This is a genomic window from Kitasatospora sp. NPDC047058 (assembly GCF_040643935.1).
Classification (GTDB): domain Bacteria; phylum Actinomycetota; class Actinomycetes; order Streptomycetales; family Streptomycetaceae; genus Kitasatospora.
Genome location: NZ_JBEYVJ010000394.1, coordinates 1 through 6,020, shown reverse-complemented (window position 1 = coordinate 6,020; position 6,020 = coordinate 1). Strand labels below are relative to the sequence as shown.

Here is a 6,020-nt window from a genome sequence, read left to right as displayed (position 1 = left end):
GCCGCCATACCAGTGGTATCCCTAAGTGTCTTGTGTCCAGAAGCGTCGAATCCCTACCTCAGCTGCCTCCACGCCGCCGCGCGGCCCCCCCCCCCCCCGGGACCGGTTGGCCGCCTGGGCGGTGTCGCGGATCGCGGCGGGAGCCGCCGAGGACGCGCGTGTGGACGCGCCCCGCCGACAGCAGCGCCGCTGCCCCAGGAGGGAAGGTCGGTGCCGCCCCCGCCTGCTGACGGGCGCCCCTCGGCGCATAGGCTCGCCTGGTCACGGCGGAGCCGTGAAGCCGGCGCTCGGGCGCGGGAAGTCGTGGGGGGGTGGGCCTTGGGAGGTCCGGGGGCACGTGCGGAGGCGGTCCTGGGGTGGGCAGCCGCCCTGTGCGACACGCGGTTGCGGTCGCTGGCGGGCCTGATCGGGGGTGCGGTCGGCGAAGTGGTCGCGTACCAGTTCGGGATGTCCGCCGACGGGGCTTCCACGCCGCGGCGCGGCGGCAAGTACGTGCGGGCGGCGTTGACGCTGACCTGTGCCCGGGCGGTGGGTGGAGACCCTGGCCGGGCGGTGCCCGCCGCGACGGTGGTGGAGATGGTGCACAACCTGTCGTTGCTCTACGACGACGTGCTGGACGGCGATGCGGTGCGCCGCCACCAGGCCGCCGCCTGGAAGGTGTTCGGCCCGGCCGCCGCCACCCGGTCCGCCGACGCACTGCTGATGCTGGCGTTCGAGCTGCTCGACGACTCCGACACCCCCGACACGGTCGCACGTGGGGCGTCGACGGTTCTGCTGAACACACTGGTCCAGCTGGCCGTCGGCGAGAGCCTGGACGTGCTGTTCGAGACGAAGTCACGTGTCGACCCGGCCGAGTGCCTGGAGATGGTGTCGGGCAAGACGGCCTCCCTGTTCGCCTGCGCCTGCCGACTGGGCGCCCTCTACGGGGGAGGCACATCGGCGCAGGCCGATGCGCTCGCCGCGTTCGGACACGACCTGGGCATGGCGTTCCAGCTGGTGGACGACCTGCTCGGGATCTGGGGCGACCCCGCGGTCACCGGCAAGCCGGTCTTCGCGGACCTGCGGGCGCGCAAGCTCTCGGTACCGGTGGCGGCCGCGATGGCCTCGAACAGCCCGGCGGGCGACGAACTGGCCCACCGCTACGCACTGCCGGCCGCGGCCGCCGGCCCGGACGTGGCGGAGGAGGTGGAGCTCGCCCGCCTGGTGGAGGTGGCCGGCGGCCGGAGCTGGGCCACCGACCTGGCCGCCGGGCACGCGGACGCCGCCCGGCGCCGACTTCGGGACCTCGCCCGCAGGACCGGCGCGCTGCCCGCGGCCGTCGCCGACCTCGACGCGCTCTGCGGCCTGATCGTCGACCGGTCTCACTGAACCGCCCGTCCCGTCCGACGGCGGCACGACTACCGGGCCGCCCAGGGCGGTGGGGTGTCCAGGATGTGCGCACGGCCGATCCGGTAGAGCTCGGCGTCGACCTCCTTCAGCCGGCGCAGCTCCTCCGGCTCGTACAGGGCGTGCACAACGGCGGGCTCGGCCGGATGCCCGCAGGCCGCGAGCAGGGCGTTCGCCGCCGCCCGGCCGCTCTGGTTCGCGCCCTCCATGGTGGCCAGGTTCACCGGGCAGCGCACGAAGTCCCCCGCCATGAACAGGTTCGCGGCCGCCGTCACCGCCCGGGGGCGCAGTGCCCAGGAGCCGGTGGTGTTGATCAGGAGGGCTTCGTCGTTGGTGGCGGGGCCGGGGCCGTCGAGGTTCCGGACGGCCGGGTCCAGCTGCCAGGAGTGCAGCAGGCCGTCGTGCAGGGTGCGCCGGTGGGTGTCGTTGAGGGCGTCGGCGAGCTGGGCCCAGACCTCGGCGGCGACCTCGGCCCGCGTGCAGTCGCGGGCCGGTTTGCCGTAGAGGATTCCGGGGGTGTCCCAGGAGGAGATGTCGACCGACAGGCAGTCGGCCACCGTCCCGTCACCGTAGGTGCTGCGGAAGTCGCCGTCCCAGAACTGTGCCTGGCTGATCGAGGTGAGGGCCCACGGGGAGTCCTGGTAGATGACGTGGCCGCGGGTGACGGGGGTGGGTTCGGTGAGGTAGAACTGCAGGCCGACCATCCAGTCCGTGCGCAGGTCCGTCGTGCTCTTCAGTTCGGGGTCCGCCTCGGCGAGGCCGTGCTCCAGCAGCGCGCCGATCCGGTCCACCGGGAGCGCGCACACGTACCAGTCGGCGTCCGCCTCCCGCTGCCGGCCGTCCGGTCCGCGCAGGACCGCGCCGGTCACGGTCCGGCCTCGCACCGTCAGACGCTCCACCCGCCAGCCGAGTCGGAGCCGCACCCCCAGCGTCTCCAGGTGTCGCACCCAGGGGTCGATCCAGGCCGCGCTGGTCGGGGCGTTCAGTACCCGGTCGGCCGACTGGGCCTCGCCCCGGCCGAGGAACCCGTAACCGAAGGCCTCCAGGAACCCGCCGACGGTGTGCGTGCTGCACACCTCCGCCCTGGCCGCCACCACCGTGCGCGTCGCCCCGACGACACACACCTTCCGGTACTCCTCGGACGCGCCGTCGGCGGCCGTGTAGTCCCACCACGACGTCTGCTCCCACTGTCCGAGCCGCCGCTCCGTGCTGCTCGTCATGTAGACCAGCATCCGGTTCGCGAAGTACAGCAGCTCCTCGCTCAGTTCACCGTCGGCCCCCAGCCTCATGCCCCGGGCCCGCAGAATCTCCAACGGCGTCCGCGCACCGGCGGCCGACGACACATCGGTCACCGTCTCCCCGATCCGCCCCGAGCGGGCCGACAGCATCTGCGGCGCCTCCCGCAGATTGCCCTCCACACCCGACGGCGAGCCCGGGAAGGGGATCCGCCGCATCGTGTCCGGCAGGCTCCGGTAGAAGCCGGGGAAGAACCGGAACCCGTGCTCACTCGGCAGATCGAGCCGCCCACCGGTGCCGGTCCCGGGCACCGAGGCGCTACGGGCCTTCCCGCCCCACCCGGTGGGCTCCACCACGGTCACCTCGAACCCGCGCTCCGCCAGCTCCATCGCCGCCGTCAGCCCGGCCACCCCGCCGCCCAACACCACGACCGTCTGCCGCCTCGGCACCGCGCTCCCCCGTTCGCCGCTGCACAACCGAGCCCGATTCTGGCAGGCTCCCGCCCCGCCGCAGGGGCGGCCCTACGCGCACGTGGGCCGGGTCGAGGAGGCACCACGGAGCCCCGGGCATTGCGGCGGACTCGACCGGGCTGCTGCAGCGCCGGGGACGTGACCTACGAGGCCTTGGTGATGTCGAGGGTCGTCGGGTCCCGGTCCGGGTCGGGCAGGGCGAGGGCGGCCACGGCGGCCCGGGTCTCGGGGGTGACGGTCAGACCCCACCGTGAGGCGTTCAGGACGAGGTACTGCTGGGGATCGCCCGCCTTCCCGGACCGGCGGGCCAGCTTGTGCAGCTCGGGGTAGAAACGGTCGCCGAAGGCGAGGCGGAGCTGCTCGAACATGGCCAGTCGGACGAAGAATCCGTCCCCGCCCATACCGTTGAAGTCCTTCTTGCCCGCTGCCGTCGCCAGGTACTTCCGGACCACCCCGGGCGTTCCGTCGTCGGCGAGCCGGGTCGGCCGGCCGGCGTCGCGCTGCACGGCGAGGCTGTAGAGGTTGACCGTCACCTCGTCGACGCTCTCCCAGAGCCACGACGACTGCTGGTGCATGTGCCCGAGCTCGTGCCATATGCCCCAACTCTTCATCAGCTGCTCGGCGTTCAGGGCTTCGTCGATCGAGTCGGAGGGGTAGGCGACCCGGTCGGTGTAGGCGTTGGGGTTGATGCCCGCCTTGGCCTCCGAGACGAAGTACCGCAGCGGGCTGCGCCGGTCGCGGGGGTCCTTCCCGTCCAGCCCGCTGAGGGCGTCCTCGACGGCGAGGACGCGTTCGTAGGTCCGCAGCAGGGCCTCGGGGTCCTGGCCTTCGTTGCGGCGGGCCGAGTCGAGGTGGACGGTGAGCACGACGTGCTCACCGACGAGCTGGGCCACCGGCACGTCCTTCGCCGCCGCGAGCTGCGAGCGCCAGTCCGCGCCCGGGGTGTGTCCCAGAACGTGGTACGGGACCGGGCGGGCGGCCTCGCCGAAGTGCAGGGTGATGCCGGGCGCCTGGCCGTTGGCGGCCGGAGTCCGGCGCCGGCCTAATTGATCGTTTCAGAATGATCTCTGGAGTCGACGGAGACAGATGATGCTAGCGGCGAGTTCCAGGAGTCCCTGATGGAGGTCGGCTCGGCGTTCGTAGCGGGTTCGGAGCCGTTTGAACTGGTGGAGCCATGCGAACGTCCGCTCGACGACCCAGCGCGTGCGGCCGAGCCCGGACCCGTGGGCGACGCCGCGGCGTGCGATCAGGGGCTTGATGCCGCGCTTCCACAGGAGACGGCGGTACTTGTCGAAGTCGTAGCCACGGTCGGCGAACAGTCGTCGGGGTCTGTTGCGGGGTCGTCCGCGCAGGCCTCGGATGCGGGGTATCGCGTCCAGGAGCGGGATCAACTGCGTGACGTCGTGCCGGTTTCCGCCGGTCACGGACACAGCCAGCGGGGTCCCGTGCCGGTCCACGATCACATGGTGCTTGGACCCCGGCCGTGCGCGGTCGACAGGCGAGGGGCCGACATGATCTCCCCCTTTGAGCGCCCTGATGTGGGAGCCGTCGATTGCACAATCGTCCATGTCCAAGGCCGTCGTTGGCCCGTAGCTCGGTCAGCAGGGCCTCGTGGAGGTGCGGCCAGACGCCAGCCTCGGTCCAGTCCCGAAGCCGACGCCAGGCCGTCACCCCCGAACAGCCCACGGTGTCCGCGGGAACGTCGCGCCAGGCGACACCGGTTCGCAGCACGTACATCACACCCCCGAGTGCTGCCCGGTCCGGAACGCGAAGTCGCCCGGGATGGCGTCGGCGCCGCTCCGGAGCGGGCGGAAGCAGAGGAGCCACACGGTCCCACAGATCGTCCGGAACAAGACCAGAACGCACCCCACACCAGCCGCCAAAGATCACCCAAGCACAAGACCTGAAGCTCTACTCAGTCAACAAGTCGGGCCCGCGGCTGAAGGGTACGTATGCCGCGATGGCAACCAGCTCGCGGGCCGCGCGGTAGACGACCGTCCAGGCCCCCCACCCGGCCTTCACGACCGCTGTCAGTCGAGCGCCTCTTCGGCGTGCACACTGGCCGCGTCGAGGTGCAGCTCATAGACCGTGGAGCAGTCGGCGGCCAGCGTCGCGACCGGCTTCCCGCACCGGCACGCGCGGTTGAGGCCCTGGTCGCCAGAGGGACCGCCGCAGCATCCCATGCTCGCGTCCACCAACATCTTCAGGTCCACTGCGTCGTCGGGGTGCAGGACGAGATTGCCCCGGGGGCCGGCGGACTTCAGGAGGCCTCGCTCATCGGATTTCCAGCCCGCCCGGCGCTGTGACGGACCGTCCTCGTCCTGCGGGTAAGGCTCGTAGGGGGCACCCCAGGGCTCGGTCTCGATCGCGTAGTGCCCTCGGGGGATCGTCGCGCCGGGTCCCCGCGAACCCGGCCTTGGCTGCTCGAAGGGGGGCGGCGCCGGTATGGCGGGCAGCAGCGTCAGCGGGGGCGTCAGGGCCGCACCACACCCGGAGCAGTGGAAGATCACCATCAGGCAGTTCTAGCCGTGAAGCGCCCGCCGCGCATCTGAATTCTCGCGTTTGACTTGACATCCCGGAGCTTGCGGGTCGCAGCCAAGTGGCTTTGTTCACGAGAACAGTGCACCGGGAACGACTGGATGTGACCGCGCTGGCACCGGATTACCAGAGGAGGTTGGCACCGCCGCGGAACAGTTCCGCTCGCAGATCGACGAGCTTGCTACGCGCCTGGAGTGGACGAACGCCGGACCGACCTCCACCAGAAACCTCTGGAACTCGCCACCAACATCATCTGTCTCCACCGACTCCAGAGATCATTCTGAAACGATCAGTAAGTGGCTGTTGTCTTTCCGGGCTTGAGTGCTGCGTTTCTGCTGTTCAGGCATGGGGTCGGCGGTCTCGGGGAGTGGTGACCTGTCGTGTCGTCGC

5 protein-coding genes are annotated in these 6,020 nt (G+C 71.3%); 1 reads left to right on the top strand and 4 read right to left on the bottom strand.

From position 1 onward, the window contains the following. Positions 1 to 384: 384 nt before the first annotated feature. The gene (locus ABZ885_RS33790; protein WP_360197309.1) at positions 385 to 1,368 is read left to right on the top strand and encodes a polyprenyl synthetase family protein; all 984 of its coding nucleotides are present in this window, start codon (positions 385 to 387) and stop codon (positions 1,366 to 1,368) included. 29 nt (positions 1,369 to 1,397) lie between these two features. Here the strand turns inward: ABZ885_RS33790 and ABZ885_RS33785 are convergent, their stop codons facing one another. From ABZ885_RS33785 to ABZ885_RS33770, 4 genes are all read right to left on the bottom strand, one after another. After that, the gene (locus ABZ885_RS33785; protein ID WP_360197307.1) at positions 1,398 to 3,071 is read right to left on the bottom strand and encodes an FAD-dependent oxidoreductase; all 1,674 of its coding nucleotides are present in this window, start codon (positions 3,069 to 3,071) and stop codon (positions 1,398 to 1,400) included. A gap of 164 nt (positions 3,072 to 3,235) precedes the next feature. Then, positions 3,236 to 4,045, bottom strand: a complete 810-nt coding sequence (locus ABZ885_RS33780) for a M60 family metallopeptidase (RefSeq protein WP_360197314.1) — start codon at positions 4,043 to 4,045, stop codon at positions 3,236 to 3,238. Positions 4,046 to 4,147: 102 nt separating this feature from the next. Beyond that, a protein-coding gene (locus ABZ885_RS33775; protein ID WP_360197311.1) for an IS5 family transposase occupies positions 4,148 to 4,958 on the bottom strand; the annotation gives its coding sequence in 2 pieces (ribosomal slippage) (positions 4,148 to 4,675 and positions 4,677 to 4,958; 810 coding nt in all). 164 nt (positions 4,959 to 5,122) lie between these two features. Next, positions 5,123 to 5,605, bottom strand: a complete 483-nt coding sequence (locus ABZ885_RS33770; RefSeq protein ID WP_360197305.1) for a hypothetical protein — start codon at positions 5,603 to 5,605, stop codon at positions 5,123 to 5,125. Positions 5,606 to 6,020: the final 415 nt, after the last annotated feature.